The sequence below is a fragment of the Lewinella sp. genome (assembly GCF_050633125.1).
In the GTDB taxonomy this organism is placed as follows: Bacteria; Bacteroidota; Bacteroidia; order Chitinophagales; family Saprospiraceae; genus Lewinella.
Genome location: NZ_JBOEFX010000037.1, coordinates 1 through 15323, shown reverse-complemented (window position 1 = coordinate 15323; position 15323 = coordinate 1). Strand labels below are relative to the sequence as shown.

Below are 15323 nucleotides of genomic sequence, written 5' to 3'. Positions count from 1 at the left end.
ATGGGCTGCTTGTAAAAATGGGCTAAATTGGTTGTCTTTAAAAGTGGTTTAACCACTAGTTTAGAAAACAAACGCATTGAAATGAGTACTGCACTCAAAGAATTGCTCGACCTTCCTAATCTGCCTCAGCTGGTGGAGAAGGCACGGCAATACCTCCAAGAGGAGGCATTGCGGCGCGAACAGTTTTATGATGACATCGATGAAACGGTGAAAGCAGAATTTATTAATAGTGAAGTAATTATTCACTCTCCTTTCAAACGTCGGCATAACAATGCCAGAAAATACCTTTCCCTGTTATTGGATGTGTATACACGTTCTAATGATTTAGGCGAAGTCCAAGATGAAAAAATCATGATTCATCTGAGCCGAAACAGCTTTGAACCGGATATCGCCTTTTGGAATCAGGAAAAAGCAAAAGAATTCCATGATGATCAGATGCTCTTTCCTGCGCCCGACTTTGTGGTAGAGGTACTTTCGCCCAGCACTGCTGGTTATGATCGGGGGATCAAAAAAGTTGATTATGCACTACACGGTGTTGCCGAGTATTGGATCATTGATCCAGTAGAAAATATAGTAGAGCAGTATCTTTTAGAAGGAGAGGAAGAAGAATATCACTTACATGGCCGCAAGGAAATGAGGGATGAAATAACCAGCCATGCCATTCCTGGCTTTAAAATTCCAGTCAGCGCTATCTTTTCGGCTTCCGCTAATCTTGCGGCTTTGCAAAGAATGCAGCAAACTTAAGCTAAATCGCACTTTTTATTTTCTGCGCAATAATAAGATGTAAATCACCAAACTCGTGCCAGTAGTATCCCTCCTGGATGGCCGCTTCGTAGGCTTTGCGCAGATGCTTTTTGCTGGCTAAAGCCTGAAGCATATACAAGTGAGAAGCCTCTGGCTCATGAAATCCGGTGAGGAGCCCGTCGATAATTTTCATTTTATAGCCCGGTTGGATGTATAGCTCGCTTTGGCCGTTAAAAGCGGTCACTAGCCCTTGAATGTTCGTGGCGGTTTCTATTGCTCTGACAGCGGTGGTGCCTACCGCAATAATGCGTTTTCCTCTTGATTTAGCCAGGTTGATTCGCGCAGCATTTAAGGGCGAAATCATGACCTTCTCAGGGTAAGGCATTTCTCCGGTTTCGAGACTCGATACGCCGGTGTGTAAGGTGATAGGGATGATTTGTATCCCTTTTTGCAGGAGCTCTTCAATCATCTCTGGTGTAAACCCTCTTGCGGCGGAAGGCATTTCTGCACTACCTGGAACACTGCTGAAAAAGGTCTGGTAGTAATTTAGCGGATACCCTTGATCCAGGTTTTGGTATTTAATGGGCGAGCCATGCTGGTGTAAATATTCCTGCCAGGGCAAAGGCAATTTTAAACTGATTTTCCATAGGTGCAGTTGTTGGGTGTTTTGATAGAAGGGGGCGATTAAGGTCGCTTGGCCACCTCCTGGCAGGAGGAACGACTGCCCTGTAGTACCATTCCGCCAGCGTTTACTTTGGTTGCTATGGACGGTTCTGATTTCGGCTAACCAGTGAATATCATCCAGTTGGGTGCTTAGGTGGAGGCGGGCTGCTTGGCCACTCTCCAAGAGGATGGGTAGCGCAGCCGGCACGGTAGCCGAGTTGTTGACGACCAGTACGTCACCTTCCTCTAAATAATCCGGCAGTGCCTTGAATTTTTGATGTTCAATATTATCACCATCCTGGTTACTCACGAGTAGGCGTACTTCGTCGCGTGCAATGCCTCTTTCTTCTGTCGGTAATGGGCAGGAGAGTTGTTGTGGTAGCTCAAAATGGATAGGGGCAATTGTTGTCTTTGTCATAATAAATAGCAATTTGTTCTTACGCATTACTTAGGTTAAAGCCGATTCCTGGAAAGGCTAATCTTCCTACACAACTTTATCAAGCACATTATTGGAATTGTCTAATATTCCTAATTGTATTCGCACATGATATGTGCAAGTTTTCTCGTGTAGGGAGATTAGCTTGAAAGGAAGGGGATTTGGGGATGGGTCGAAAAAAGGGTAGGAAAACTACTACACAGCATCAATGGTATACCGACCACTAGGAACTCCCGATTGTAGCAGTTTTAGTAAAGCAGGCAGCGCCTCCTCCTCCGGCAATGGGCGATCGGTAATGTCTTCCCCAGGAAAGGCGGCTTGGTGCATTTGGGTACGCATGTCGCCAGGATCAAAAGCGTATACTTTCCATTGGGGCTGCTCTTGCGCAAGAATAGCGCTGAGGTGATCGAGCCCTGCTTTGCTGCTGCTGTAAGCTCCCCAGCTTGGGTAAGCCGCTACGGCCGCATCACTACTGATGTTAATAATGGTAGGTTGGTCGGTGAAGAAAGCTTGCACTTTTTGCAAAAGAGAAACCGGCGCAATGAGATTGGTGTGAAGGACTTCGTGTAAATTATCCACCGGATGTTCGAGGATAGGAACCAATGGCGAAATCCCTAACGCAGAAGCGTTATTGACTAACAGGTCGAGTTGCCACTGCTGGTCATGAAGTGCATTGCGGAGTTGGAGGAGATGAATTTCATCGCGCACATCACCTGAAATAGCGACAACCTTGGTGTGTATGGATAGCTCGTCGTATGCTTTCAGTAAAGTCTCCGCATTGCGGCCATTGATTAGTAGTTGCCAACCATTTTTGGCTAAAGCCAGCGCTAAAGCATAGCCTAATCCGCGAGAAGCACCTGTTATCAGTGCTGTTTTGTTGTTTTTCATAATCTCTGTTTTGTTAGAACAAAGATCAGGCAAAGAGCTTGCTAGAACTACGGTCTATCGGCTTGGTTACGACCTGTACGATGGTATAGGTGAGGGGATGAGGGTGTTCAATTGATAATATGAGGAGTGTGTGACGCTTTGGGGCCTGTATTCACGACCCACCCTCTAACTCCCTCCCTTTTGATGGATGGAGGATTTTAAATGTATAAAGTGTTGATTATGAATGTGTTTCAATGGTTTTTGGGCCGTGATTGGGCGGTTTGTAAAAGCCTCTCGCCTGGTCAGGGAGGGGTTGGGGTGGGTCGTGAATGCACTCGGAAATCCGTAATGCTTATATAATATCAGACAATTCTAAAGTCAAGAGGCCATGTAAATCAAAACAAACCCCGCTGCGTACCCACCAAAACAGCTTCCGTTCGGGTCTGAGCGTCCAGTTTCGCAAGAATAGAGCTAAGGTGGAATTTGACGGTCCGCTCGCTAATAAATAGCTGGCCGGCGATTTGTGGATTGGTGAGCCCTTGTTTGACCAATGCCAATACTTCTCTTTCGCGGGGAGTAAGCGGAGAGTTGGGGTAGTGAATTTCAGAGGAGGGCGAAGCCATTTTGGGTAACTCCTTTTGTACGGTGTGGAGTTGTTTCTGTAGGCTGGCTAAATCTTTTTTTAGGGTGCTTAGGTCAAGGCCAGCCTCTTCATCAAGTTGTTGCTGCATTTTCACCAAAGTGGGTAGTACCAGTTGTTGGAGGATCTTTTGTTCACCATTGGTTTGGAGGGTGGTATTGTTGGCTACAGATTGTGCCCGTGTACGTTGTACCGCAATGGCCAGCAGCTCGCTAATGGTTTGTAATAATTGCAATTGTTCCTCATCAAGCTGCCGATTTTGCTGGTGCAGCACATTTAGAATTCCAATTTTTTCGGCATTAGAACTGATGGGGATCGAAGCATGAAATTTGAGACCATCTTCCACCTCGGCGAGGTCTTTGAGCCGAGAACAGGCAATTTCACTGATGTTGCTAGGTTGGTTCAGGCTACTGGAAAGGTACTTGTCGATACAGTAACACCAGCCGGAAAGGCGTTCTGGGTGTTGGCTCAAGGCTTTAGGTAACTGGTGCGAAGCAGCCAGGTAAACATTCTTTTTGTCGGGTTGCACCAGCCAAATCCAGCCCCCTTCCAGATCAAGTACCTCCACTGTTTTTTCCAGTGCTTTGCGCAAAGCAGCTTCCAGCGTAAACGCTTGATTTAAGTGGCGAGCAATTTCGTAGAGGTGTTGGAAATACGTTTTTTCGGTCATGGGGTGGACGAACTTGAGCCACTAATTTACAGGAAAAAGAGATAAGCCCTATCTTGAGAGCAAAACAACGATCAATGAAGCAATTTCTACTCTTGAGCTTTTTCGCGTGCATCTTCTTCAGTCTCAACGCACAGGATACCATACGGGTACAAACCCTTACCTGGGCAGATGATGCTCGCTCAGGGTTTTATCAATTTCCTGATGATGAAACGCAGACTTATGAAAAGATTCTCATGCGCTACAATATGCGCTGCCATGACAATGCAGTAGGTAGTGGCAACGTGGGTTGCCGGGAATGGGATTACAGCTGTAATACTTTTATTACCGACCCTACGCTTCAAGACTCCTCACTAAGTCGTCATCCTTCTCATCTGATCAGTGGGTTTGCTGGAGAAGATTTTCCCTTTACGAGCCAACCTTTTTATACCTATACACAATATGGTCAGCAACAAACAACCTTTTCGGATACCACCAGTCTTACGGTTGGCCAGGTAGGAGAAGGTGTTGCGCCACTCAATATCGGAACACTGGAAGACCGTGCCAGGGCACAATACCTCTACGCCGCAGAAGACTTAACTGCCGCTGGACTGAGCGCTGGCCCGATCACTGCGCTACAGTTGGAGGTGTTAGAAACAGGCGGAACGCTCCCTTTTTTGCGCTTGCGTATGAAAGCGGTAGACCAAGACAACCTCGATGCTACCTCCCCGGCTGTTGATGGTTTTACAGAAGTTTATTTTCAGTCGACCACCTTCACGGAGACGGGATGGACGAGCCTGCCTTTCTATCAGTCTTTTGAATGGGATGGCACCAGTGATGTATTACTGGATGTTAGCCAAACCGGACAAAATTCAGCACCACTACTGCGTTTCGCAGGCACAGAAACTACTAACCTTACTGGATTAGGAGCTACTCCTGCCAATCAGCATTACCTCGGTTTACAGGGCACTGGTCAGATGGACGTTCCTACCGAAGCACTGGGCATGACACAGGGCGTAACCGTTGCCTTTTGGTCTTATGGTTTGGAAGATGCATTGCCTGCAAATACCTCTGTTTTTGAGGCCGTAGATGGCGCTAATCGCCGCCAGATGAACGTACACCTGCCTTGGAGTAATGGCACGATCTACTGGGATTGTGGCAACGATGGTAGCGGATATGACCGGATAGAAAAACCAGCTAATACTGCTGATTTTGAAGGCCAATGGAACCACTGGGCATTTACCAAAGATGCAACCGCCGGCACGATGGCCATCTACCTCAATGGAGAATTATGGCACAGCGGCACGGGTATGAATCGCCCCATTATGGCAACTCGCATGAAAGTAGGAGCCAATATTAATGGTGGCAACGCTTACCCTGGCAATTTGGATAACCTCAGTATGTGGCAGCGTGCCTTGACGGCCGAAGAAATTCAAGCGATTATGTACACCGAAGATATCCCTGGTAGCCATCCGGCCATTGCTTCGCTGATTGCACATTACCCCTTCAATGAAGGAACCGGTTTGGTGGCGCAAGATGTTGCCAATGGTTTTGATGCCAGCTTGGTTGGCCCCAATTGGCAAACCTATCGGGGCGAAGAGCTCTACTACGATTGGACGAGCATCAACTACCGCTTCTCTGCCCGCTTTGAGCAAGGGGTACATACGGTTGTTAATGAAACCGTGCCGGCGATAGATTCCAGCCTGGTGTACCCTAGTACCGTCGTAGAGTATGTTGTAGACAATGGCAACAACCTGATGGTGGCCAATACTTATGAAACCTATCCTGCTACAGCTACTTATCTTTACGATGAAGACGGCAATATCCTCGAAACGTACCCGCTGACGGCAGAAGGAACGATTAATATCGAAGAACTTACCTACCATCTAAAGCGCCCTGCGAAATTTGAGATTCTGTCACTGGTCACCCCTTACGGCAACGGCCTGAGCTTGGGAGCAGCAGGAAAGACCTTCACTTTTGATGTTACTGATTTTGGGCCCATCCTGAAAGGAGAACGCTTCTTGAGCATGGAAATGGGCGGCCAAAACCAGGAGGAAATGGACATTGAATTCCTGTTTATCACCGGCACGCCTACGCGCGATGTATTGTCTATTGAAAATGTATGGCCTTTTGCTCGCGGATGGTTTGATGCCATTCAGGCAGATAACGTTTTCGAGCCACGGACACTACGCCTCAACCCTGAGGCCGATACTTATAAGTTGAGGGCCAGTGTCACAGGACACGGCCAAAATGGAGAATTTGTTTCTCGCGAGCACTACCTCAACGTCAATGGTGGCGCCCAGGAATTTCGTTTTGATGTATGGAAAGCTTGTGGCGAAAACCCGATCTACCCTCAAGGCGGTACCTGGATTTTTGACCGTGCAGGCTGGTGCCCAGGCATGGCTACGGATGTTCACGAATTTATGGTGCCAGAAGACGCTGGCGAAACCATTGATGTGGACTATGGGGTAAACGGCGCCTTTATGTCAGAAGCCAATTATCTAGTGGCGGCCCAATTGGTAAGCTATGGTACTCCTAACTTTACGCTCGACGCAGCAGTTGTAGATGTCATGCGCCCCAGCCAGAAGGTAGAATATGAGCGTTTCAATCCGGCTTGTCAGCAGCCTATCGTAGTGGTAAAAAATAATGGTACGACGACCATCACTTCTTTAGGCATTAATTATGGTGTAGTGAACGGCAATACGACCACTTACAATTGGACAGGTAATTTGCCTTTCGGCGAAACGATAGAGATTGAACTGCCAGTTGATGATTACCTCTTTTGGGAAACGTCCGACGAAAACCCTCAGTTTATCGTAGGCGTCTTTGGCCCCAACGGCGGGCAGGATGAATATGCGGCCAACAACATGATGCGTTCGGCCTTCACGCCTGCGGATATAATGGACTACGAAAGTCTCTTTATTCAGATTAAAACCAATAACCGCCCGGGAGAAAACCGCTACACCATCAAAAATAGTAACGGTGATGTAGTATTGGAGCGTAGCAATATGAGTACAGCAACGACGTACCGCGACGAGATCATGCTACCACCAGGTTGTTACAGCCTGACGATAGAAGACGATGGCGGTGATGGCCTCGACTTCTGGTACTGGGCCGCTGTAGGCCAAAATGTAGGTACAGGCAACGTAAGCCTGAGGCGCCAGTTGACCGAGACGTTTTTCGCATCGGTGAAAACGTTCAATCCCGATTTTGGTGGTGATCTGCACTATGACTTTATCATTCCTCAAGCTGTAGGAACAGAAGAAGAACTTGAGACCCCACGTCGTTTCAGCCTCTACCCCAACCCCGCCCGAGAAAGCACTACGCTAGAACTTACCGGCTTCTCAGGCGAGCAGGTAGAATGGCAAATTGTAGACATGACTGGTCGGGTTTTCCAAACGGGCCAAACGATAGTAGGCAGTTCCGAGCAATTAGAACAACTAGACACGCGCAGCCTGCCTGCCGGTATGTACATCGTAAAAGTACAGCTGGATGGGAAGGTGTATAGCAAGGAATTGGTGGTGATGCCGTAGGGTGGGGTACTCGCTTCACTCGTGGGTGTGCTCGCCCCGAAGCCTCGGGGCTCGCGGGGGGTACCATTCCGATTGTATCGGAATGGTGGTGGTGCTCTCCCGATAAATCGGGGTCGCGGTGGTGCTCGTTGCACTCGCGGGTTTTTGTTTGCCGTAAAGGGTGGGCAAAAACCCGTTTTTTGTTTTATAGGAGTTGATTTTTTCTGCCATTAAATAGCTTATGATTCAGAGGTGCAGTCAATATATATTTATCATTTTGGTACTAGGGTGCAATCAAGGCGACCGCGAATTAGATCAGCCTCCATTCGTTTTAGAAAAGGAAGTGGATGCTGTTTATGATGATCGATTTGGAAAGCCCTGGGATTTTGAAAAGAATTATGGTTCTGGAAAGCCTTTTGAATTAGAAGTTACGAGGGTAAAAGATACGTTGAGAATAAGCTTTTTCGCGTTGGAGGGAATGTCTAGCGAAAATTCTTCTACAGTTGAGCTGCTTGGAGATTCTGTTATTATTCGCTTCGAGCAAAGCAGAGATCTAGTACGGGAATTGGCTATTTATCATCATCGTTATAGCCTTATTGATACGCTTGAAAGGAATTATCTGAAATTTATTTCTTCCTATGGGGAATGGCAGTCTATACACGTTTCTAAATTGAGGACAAAGTGAAATAGTACTTATATTACTGTGGGATTGATGCTAAGAATTACAATGACTTATTTAGATCATGATGGAAAAACAAGCGCGCTCTAAATGGTTTTTTACTATGATTTCTGTGCTCAACATAGTAGCTATTACAACTTTATATTTGAAATGTGAAGATATTTCTCTGTGGTGGCTAGTTGTGCTTATATTGCTTTGGATGGGTGCTATACTTGTAATGGTCCATAGCGTAAAAAAGAAATTAGCAGCAAAATTGGTGGAGCCAATAGCAGCTATTGTCGCTGAATTAAGAGGGGGGAGTTTTAGCCGGAAAAAGTCACTTTTAGGAAGCACCTTGATAAGTCTTTATGTTATTGTTCTAGGATTCTGGAATTCAACTAATCATTTGAACAATAGAGTGTTTTTGTTGAGTATGGGCGCCTTTGGTTTACTTTTAGGGATCTTCGAGTTTCTTTCGTTAAAAAAAAATCCGCAGATTAGGCTAGTTCTTCTAGAAGATAAACTCCTGTTATTTGAAGCGCCTAATAAAGAAGAAACGATCATGATGGAGGATTTTAGGTACTTCGTTTTCGAAGAAAAAAAGATATATATTCTTTCAGAGGGCCAAAATACAGTCACCGTCGATAGCCGGAATTTCGAAGAAGAGGAGTTTGCGGAATTCAAAGCCCGTTTACAGTCGGTGACGGACTATTGGAAGGATAAGCAACTGAGTAATGGTTGGCGAACCTAAGTCCCCAGATTGCTGCTGAAAATACTCGCCACCGTGAGTTCCGATACCTCGGAACGAACACCCCTGCTCGGCGCCGACCCCTTAAATAGGCGCTCGAATTCTTACATGAAAACAAATCTTACATGAACGCTTTTTCTATGAAACTCAAATTTTTCTGGTTTGCAGCGATAGTTTTATTATTGTCTGGTTGTAAACAAAATCCAACCACCACCTTTCAGGGAAAGTGGCAATCTTTAAACGATAAAGATGTGGTCATTATAAAGTTGCTGACTTTGATAGCTTTGATAGTGCAATGCAACAAATACTATCAGACCCAGAAAGCGAATCTTAGGGGGCTAAATCACTCATAGTTGATTGGTTCTGTAAAACTCCCTCCTAAGGCCAAATTAATAGGATGTCATCTTTATAATCGGTGTTATTCTTGCTACTAGCACCATCAAAATGTGTCCCGCTGGAGGGACCGATCCACAGGATCGAGGGAGGGGTAGCCCTTTCAGATAGGGCTGCCCCTCCGTCCTTCGGACACCTCCCCCGGTGGAGGACAGGGATTTGATTGTTTGGAGGTGGGCGCATTTAGAACCAACTCAATGCTGCGTAAGCACCGAGGCTTCAGGAGGAACACCACCTTCATCGACAAAACCCCTTCCTTCGTATAGTTTAAAATTTCACCAAACACATATTCCCCATCTTCATCGCCATAACAAATAGGGAAAGATGCCGGAACCAATTATCCAAACGCAAGGGCTGGATTTCTACTTCAAAGACTTCAAAGCCCTTGATCAGGTCAGTCTGAATGTGCCGCGCGGGAGCATTTATGGCTTTCTTGGGCCCAATGGCGCAGGAAAGACCACCACTATTCGAGTACTGCTGGACTTGTTTCACCCCAAGCGGGGCCAGGTCAGCATATTTGGGAAAGAACTCCTGGATCACCGCGAAGAAATACTCGGAAAGGTCGGGGCACTGATCGAAAACCCTTCCATCTACAAGCACCTATCTGGCAGGCAGAATCTGGAAGTCGTCCGCAAAATGGTGGGCGGAAAAAAAGAGCGGGTAGACGAGGTGTTGAAGATCGTTCGCCTCGTAGACAATGCCGATAAAAAGGCCAAAAACTACTCCCTGGGAATGTGCCAACGCCTGGGCCTCGCCGCCGCTCTGCTGACTGACCCCGAGCTACTGATCCTCGATGAACCCACCAATGGTCTCGACCCCAGCGGCATCATCGAAATGCGAGAATTGATTCTGCGACTTAATAAAGACCACGGCAAGACCATCTTCCTATCCAGCCATATTCTTTCTGAAATAGAAAAACTGGCCACCGATGTAGCCATCATCGATCAAGGCAAAATCCTCTACGAAGGGAAGTTGGAGGGGCTGAAAAATGGAGGTGATAACCTACAACTTAGCATAGAGCTGGATCACGTGGATACTGCTACTCATGTACTGGAAAAGCAAGGTTTCGTTATTTTAGAAGCCTACCACAACGGGCTACTATTAGCGATCAAAAGCAAGCAGGAAATCGCAGAAATCAATCAGCTGCTGGTCGCCAGCGGCGTGCAGGTTTACCAACTCTCCTCTTCCCAGGAGAACCTCGAAGCTGTCTTTCTAAACCTCACCAAAAAGCTCGACCAATGAACAGTGTAACCGCCCTGAAAAGGGGAATTGGTGCAGAATTGTACAAATTCCGAAGAACTTTTATCCTCTGGTTCCTATTGCTGGCGCCGGCTTTTGTGCCATTCATTAATCTGATGATTTTTGTAAAAAAAGGCCACGAGCTCTTGGGCCCCGACGAGAATCCTTGGGAGCGATTAGTACAGCTGAGTATCGAACCCGGTAACTTCCTATTTACCTTTTTTGTGATGATCGTGGCCCTTTTTGTCAGTAGTATTGAACACAACTCCAATACCTGGAAGTTGATCTATACACAGCCCCTTTCCCGCCTGGTGGTGTATACGTCCAAAGTAGTGGTCTTTGCGCTCATGCTATTATTCAGCCTATTACTTTTTAGTGTCTTCACTGTTTTAGTGGGGCTTCTCCTCAAAGTGATGATGCCTGATTTGGGTTTTGACCAAGCTTTTGGCATTGGCCTCTTTTTCCAGTTGGCCATTAAGATTTTTTTGACGACGTTGGGCTACGCTTCCCTACAGTTTTGGATGAGCCAGCGGTGGAAGAACCTGCTCTTGCCACTGGGAATAGGTATCGGAGGCTGGATCTCTTTCCTTATCTTGTCACAAGGCTGGAAATATGTAGAATACCACCCTTACGGTTTCCCGATGTTGGGCCTCGGCAACTACCAGGACCCCGCCTACGAATGGCTGAGCGAGCTGAAGTTCGTTTACCGCAGTGTTGGTTTGGCTGCTGTAGTATTTGTGCTGGCGGGCTTGGATATGGTGCGGAAGAGAGTGGTTTAGTACCTGAAATATTTACTGTCAGCTAATGGTTAACTGTCAGAGGTGAAAAAAAACACTGAGTATGCCTGACTGTTTTTTATATGAAAGAAGAAGACTTCAAAAAGGAGATTGGCAAAGAATTTGAAAAAGAGAATAAAAAAGATGACTTCTATTTTATTCTTTTTAGTAGTGTAGGAATGATCGTATTTGTGCTAATTGCTGCTCTTCTATTCCCTGAATCTATTCATAGCGATCGTTTTTTGGTTGTAGTTCTACTTTGTGGGTTCTTAGTAGGGGCATATTCTTATATTAAATGGTTTCTAAGCGTCCGTACCGTTAAAAAAATGAAGAAAGTCATGGGAGAAATTGCCAAGAAACAAAAGAAAAAGAAACGGCGAAAAAGGATTAGATAATCCCTCCAAAAATTCCCTGTCCAGTTTTCGGTAGCAAGAAGGAAAGCCTTAGGTTACCTTTGTACAAACGCAAGAAACAGAATGAGTAACAGCTTGACTTTTGAAGAGCAATACCAGGCGATTGTACGGAAAGATGCAGCCTACGAAGGCGTGTTTTACACCGCAGTGAAGACCACCGGCATCTTTTGCCGCCCGACTTGCACCGCGCGCAAACCTAAACCCGAAAATGTAGAATTCTTTCCCCTCGCCAAAACCGCCATCCTACATGGTTACCGCCCTTGCAAGCGTTGCAAGCCATTGGAGGAACCTGGCGCAACGCCTGATTATATTCAAACCTTGCTCACCGAATTGCGCGAAGACCCAGAGCTAAAAATCCGCGATGCCGATCTGCGTGCCAGAGGTGTTGAACCCAGTCAAATACGGCGCTGGTTCAACAAAGAGCACGGCATGACTTTCCAAGCCTATCAGCGTATGATGCGCCTCAATAGTGCTTATCACCACATCACCAATGGGTATTCCGTCACCGATGCCGCATTCGGCAACGGCTACGAATCTCTCAGCGGATTCAATGAACGCTTCAAGCAAATATTTCAGGGCAACCCCTCCGACCAAAAAGGCAAGCAGGTCATTCATATCGACCGTATCGTCACGCCACTAGGCCCCATGTACGCCTGTGCCACCGACAAGGGCATCTGCCTACTGGAGTTTACAGACCGGCGCATGTTGGAAACCGAATTTAAGGACTTGCGTAAGCGCCTCGATGCGGTTATTCTGCCGGGCAGTAACTCTTATTTAGAGCAACTGCGTACCGAGTTAAGCGCTTATTTTGCGGGCACATTACAGCAGTTTTCCGTGGCGCTACATACGCCTACAACTCCTTTTCGGCAGCAAGTTTGGCACGAACTACAGACCATTCCGTACGGCACCACCAGAAGCTATAAAGAGCAAGCCATCCGCCTTGGTAACCCCAAGGCTGTGCGTGCCGTAGCCTCGGCCAATGGTCACAATCGGGTTGCTATCGTTATTCCTTGTCACCGTGTGATTGGTAGTGACGGCAGCCTCACGGGGTATGCTGGAGGCTTGGCCCGAAAGCAGTGGTTACTGGATTTGGAAATGGGGAAGAAGTAGGCACTTGTTACGAGCCTGTTAAGCGTAACGGAATACCCATAAGGGATGTGTATTATTGCTGCTGTAATATAAAATATCACTTTTATGAAGCTGCTTGTTCAATGTTTAGCACCCTGCCTTTTGTTTTTCATTACCGCTTGCAATGGGCAAGAAACGTCAGACTCAAAAAAAGAAAGCTCACCTGTTGCTACAGCCAAGGTAAATTCCCAAGAAGGGCAAAACGAAGTAACTAATAAGCTTTTTGAAGGTGTTTTCTCGCAAAACTCCACCCCTGATCCTGCTATCCAAATCGGAGAGTACGTACGCGAGGTATTTGAAGATAAAGGTGGTAACCTTTGGTTCGGTACCCTGGCCTATGGTGTCGCCCGTTATGACGGAACATCGCTCACCTATTTTACGACCGAAGACGGCTTGGCAGGCAATCAAATCAACGACATCACCGAAGATAAAGCGGGCAACCTATGGTTTTCCACCACATCAGGAGTGTCTAAATACGATGGAAAAACCTTCACCAACTTCAGGGTAGAACAAGGCTTAGGTGATAACGATACATGGAGTATCCTAGCCGATAGCAAAGGGACTATTTGGGTAGGCACAGCGAAGGGGGTTAGCCGTAATGATGGCGCTGGTTTTACTAACTTTCCCATCCCCCGACCCGAGGTAGACTACTTGAGTTACCTGTTTTCACCTGAGCAGGTATGGTGTATGATCGAAGATAGCCAAGGTAATATTTGGTTTGGCAGAGACGGCCTTGGCGTCGCCAAATATGATGGAAAAAAGTTTACCCATTACACCCGAAAAGACGGCCTCAGCAACAACAATATTTACAGTATACTGGAGGATAGCCGGGGCGACCTTTGGTTTGGATCCAGAAATGCCAGAATACCAGAAGAAGGGAATCCTAATTCCTTTGTGGATTCTACCGATGCTGGCTTAACCCACTTCGACGGTAAGACGTTTACCACCTTTATAGATACGGAAGGCCTACATGGCAAACTAATTGGCCCTATCTATGAAGACCGCAGCGGCAACATCTGGATTGCCTCCATGCACTACGGGGTGTTCCGCTATGACGGGAAGACGTTCACCAATTTTAAAGAACGATTCGGTGATCTTGGTTTTACCTATAACTGTATCCAAAGCATACAAGAAGACAAAGAAGGCAAGCTGTGGTTCGGCTTTTCCGGCGGCCTCTTTCGGTTGGAGGGGAGTTCTTTCGTGAATGTGACCAAGGAAGGGCCTTGGCGGTAGCTGTTCGTATAAATGCATTCACACTAATCTTGTAAAAACAACTAAGAAAAAATGAGCACATTGCCTTGTTTTTCACATTGCCTAAAACACTATTTAACCTTGTTATTAGCGTTGTGCCTCATTTCCTGTTCGGGGAGTTCTCAGACGAAGCTCGAAGGCAGTGATGCTATTGCGTCAGTAGCTAAACTGCAAATTCCCAAAGAAGTGAAGGTCGTAAAACCTGAGAATGGTTTTAATAGTGGTTATTTAGATAGCGATGGGATTTTGTGGTTTGGAAGCAACGGAGGTGGTGTGTACCGTTATGACGGAACCGCGTTCACGCATTTTATAGAGGAAGATGGATTGAGTAGCAACCAGGTTTTTGCAATTACAGAAGGCAAAAATGGTATGCTGTGGTTGGGTACTCAAAATGGCCTTTGCCAATACGACGGAACAACCTTTACCCATGTTCCTATCCCTTTTAGTGATACTTCTGGCGTATGGCTGGATAAGGTTTACCCGATCTTAAGTCCAAACGCCGTTCACTCCTTGATTCAGGATCGTAAAGGCAATTTATGGATAGGCACAGGTTGTGCTGGCGCTTACCGCTATGACGGCCAAAGTTTCACCTCTTTTCAATCGAAAATCGGGAGGAAACAGGAAGATAGCCTTTATCATAACTGGGTGCCGAGTATCACTGAAGATAGTCAAGGGAATATCTGGTTTGCTTCCATGACGCACGGCGGAGCAAGTAAGTATGATGGAGAAACGTTTACCCATTTTCTGATAGAAGATGGATTGACAGACGACATGGTTCGAGTCGTTTATGAGGACAGATCAGGGAACATTTGGTTTGGATTTAATGGAAACAGAGAAAGCGGCTTAACCTATTATGATGGTGAGTCGATGACAAGTTTTTATGAAAAAGACGGACTTTGCAGTAAAAGTATTCGGTCCATTTTTGAAGACAATACGGGTAACCTTTGGCTGGGAGGGGATAGAGGTAACCTCTGTATTTTTGATGGAACAACCTTTTCGGAATTCACTTCATCAAAAGGGCAGCGCTTTGCTGGCGTGCTTGTTCTTACCCAAGATGCTCAAGGTAATATTTGGTTCGGTGGCAGGCATGGCCTTTGGAAGTTTGATGGAGAAGTGGTAACAGAGATGACGTTCTAAAAGGAGGAACTGTCATTTTTAATAAGAGTAACGGTGTTTTTAGTTACCTGAACCAAAAGACTGGTCTTTATA

Annotated in this window: 13 protein-coding genes; 10 read left to right on the top strand and 3 right to left on the bottom strand. The window is 46.4% G+C overall.

The window, feature by feature from the left end; translation table 11 throughout:
* Positions 1-81 precede the first annotated feature (81 nt).
* On the top strand, positions 82-744 hold the full coding sequence (locus ACRBG0_RS09220; RefSeq protein WP_431486607.1) for a Uma2 family endonuclease: 663 nt from the start codon (positions 82-84) through the stop codon (positions 742-744).
* A 1-nt stretch (position 745) separates the two neighbouring features.
* Here the strand turns inward: ACRBG0_RS09220 and ACRBG0_RS09215 are convergent, their stop codons facing one another.
* From ACRBG0_RS09215 to ACRBG0_RS09205, 3 genes are all read right to left on the bottom strand, one after another.
* Positions 746-1825, bottom strand: coding sequence for an S-adenosylmethionine:tRNA ribosyltransferase-isomerase (locus ACRBG0_RS09215; protein WP_431486606.1), 1080 nt, complete (start codon positions 1823-1825; stop codon positions 746-748).
* 213 nt (positions 1826-2038) lie between these two features.
* A complete protein-coding gene (locus ACRBG0_RS09210; RefSeq protein ID WP_431486605.1) occupies positions 2039-2731 on the bottom strand; it encodes an SDR family NAD(P)-dependent oxidoreductase in 693 nt (230 codons plus the stop codon).
* A gap of 374 nt (positions 2732-3105) precedes the next feature.
* Entirely contained in the window at positions 3106-4020 is a 915-nt protein-coding gene (locus tag ACRBG0_RS09205; RefSeq protein ID WP_431486604.1) for a LuxR C-terminal-related transcriptional regulator, read from the bottom strand.
* Positions 4021-4094: 74 nt separating this feature from the next.
* Here ACRBG0_RS09205 and ACRBG0_RS09200 point away from each other — a divergent pair, with 74 nt between their 5' ends.
* From ACRBG0_RS09200 to ACRBG0_RS09160, 9 genes are all read left to right on the top strand, one after another.
* Positions 4095-7529, top strand: coding sequence for a LamG-like jellyroll fold domain-containing protein (locus ACRBG0_RS09200; RefSeq protein WP_431486603.1), 3435 nt, complete (start codon positions 4095-4097; stop codon positions 7527-7529).
* 220 nt (positions 7530-7749) lie between these two features.
* Positions 7750-8193, top strand: a complete 444-nt coding sequence (locus ACRBG0_RS09195) for a hypothetical protein (protein WP_431486602.1) — start codon at positions 7750-7752, stop codon at positions 8191-8193.
* Positions 8194-8251: 58 nt separating this feature from the next.
* On the top strand, positions 8252-8917 hold the full coding sequence (locus tag ACRBG0_RS09190) for a hypothetical protein (RefSeq protein ID WP_431486601.1): 666 nt from the start codon (positions 8252-8254) through the stop codon (positions 8915-8917).
* 714 nt (positions 8918-9631) lie between these two features.
* Positions 9632-10549 (top strand): ABC transporter ATP-binding protein, encoded by a 918-nt coding sequence (locus ACRBG0_RS09185; protein ID WP_431486600.1) that lies wholly within the window; start codon positions 9632-9634, stop codon positions 10547-10549.
* A complete protein-coding gene (locus ACRBG0_RS09180) occupies positions 10546-11325 on the top strand; it encodes an ABC transporter permease (protein ID WP_431486599.1) in 780 nt (259 codons plus the stop codon). The genes ACRBG0_RS09185 and ACRBG0_RS09180 overlap by 4 nt, the downstream gene beginning before the upstream one ends.
* A gap of 80 nt (positions 11326-11405) precedes the next feature.
* Positions 11406-11717, top strand: coding sequence for a hypothetical protein (locus ACRBG0_RS09175; RefSeq protein ID WP_431486598.1), 312 nt, complete (start codon positions 11406-11408; stop codon positions 11715-11717).
* 81 nt (positions 11718-11798) lie between these two features.
* On the top strand, positions 11799-12845 hold the full coding sequence (locus ACRBG0_RS09170) for a bifunctional transcriptional activator/DNA repair enzyme AdaA (RefSeq protein WP_431486597.1): 1047 nt from the start codon (positions 11799-11801) through the stop codon (positions 12843-12845).
* 84 nt (positions 12846-12929) lie between these two features.
* Positions 12930-14096, top strand: coding sequence for a ligand-binding sensor domain-containing protein (locus ACRBG0_RS09165; protein ID WP_431486596.1), 1167 nt, complete (start codon positions 12930-12932; stop codon positions 14094-14096).
* 51 nt (positions 14097-14147) lie between these two features.
* On the top strand, positions 14148-15251 hold the full coding sequence (locus ACRBG0_RS09160) for a ligand-binding sensor domain-containing protein (protein WP_431486595.1): 1104 nt from the start codon (positions 14148-14150) through the stop codon (positions 15249-15251).
* Positions 15252-15323 lie beyond the last annotated feature (72 nt).

Coding starts and splice junctions, on each gene's coding strand:
- ACRBG0_RS09220 (WP_431486607.1), top strand. CDS start 82: ATGAGTACTGCACTCAAAGAATTGCTCGACCTTCCTAATCTGCCTCAG.
- ACRBG0_RS09200 (WP_431486603.1), top strand. CDS start 4,095: ATGAAGCAATTTCTACTCTTGAGCTTTTTCGCGTGCATCTTCTTCAGT.
- ACRBG0_RS09210 (WP_431486605.1), bottom strand. CDS start 2,731: ATGAAAAACAACAAAACAGCACTGATAACAGGTGCTTCTCGCGGATTA.
- ACRBG0_RS09190 (WP_431486601.1), top strand. CDS start 8,252: ATGATGGAAAAACAAGCGCGCTCTAAATGGTTTTTTACTATGATTTCT.
- ACRBG0_RS09185 (WP_431486600.1), top strand. CDS start 9,632: ATGCCGGAACCAATTATCCAAACGCAAGGGCTGGATTTCTACTTCAAA.
- ACRBG0_RS09205 (WP_431486604.1), bottom strand. CDS start 4,020: ATGACCGAAAAAACGTATTTCCAACACCTCTACGAAATTGCTCGCCAC.
- ACRBG0_RS09170 (WP_431486597.1), top strand. CDS start 11,799: ATGAGTAACAGCTTGACTTTTGAAGAGCAATACCAGGCGATTGTACGG.
- ACRBG0_RS09165 (WP_431486596.1), top strand. CDS start 12,930: ATGAAGCTGCTTGTTCAATGTTTAGCACCCTGCCTTTTGTTTTTCATT.
- ACRBG0_RS09175 (WP_431486598.1), top strand. CDS start 11,406: ATGAAAGAAGAAGACTTCAAAAAGGAGATTGGCAAAGAATTTGAAAAA.
- ACRBG0_RS09195 (WP_431486602.1), top strand. CDS start 7,750: ATGATTCAGAGGTGCAGTCAATATATATTTATCATTTTGGTACTAGGG.
- ACRBG0_RS09215 (WP_431486606.1), bottom strand. CDS start 1,825: ATGACAAAGACAACAATTGCCCCTATCCATTTTGAGCTACCACAACAA.
- ACRBG0_RS09160 (WP_431486595.1), top strand. CDS start 14,148: ATGAGCACATTGCCTTGTTTTTCACATTGCCTAAAACACTATTTAACC.
- ACRBG0_RS09180 (WP_431486599.1), top strand. CDS start 10,546: ATGAACAGTGTAACCGCCCTGAAAAGGGGAATTGGTGCAGAATTGTAC.